We start from the raw sequence: 270 nt of genomic DNA on the forward strand, positions 1-270 counted from the left end.
TGTCACGGTCGCAACAGGCTTTATTTTTGCCTCATTGATTGCCGTGCCTTTAGGAATTTTATGTGGTTTAAGCAAGTCAGCGTATTCAGCGATTAATCCGCTTATTCAGTTGTTTAAGCCGGTTTCTCCGCTGGCATGGCTGCCTCTAGTGACGATGATCGTCAGTGCTGTTTATGTGACGGATGATCCTTTCTTTTCCAAGTCTTTTATCACTTCGGCGGTCACAGTCTCGTTGTGTTGCCTGTGGCCGACGCTAATCAATACCGCCGT

At 47.0% G+C, this 270-nt stretch carries 1 pseudogene; it reads left to right on the forward strand.

The window, feature by feature from the left end:
• Positions 1-270: pseudogene (locus A3750_RS05315) on the forward strand (ABC transporter permease); the annotation flags it as partial.

This window comes from Oleiphilus sp. HI0079, from assembly GCF_001635105.1.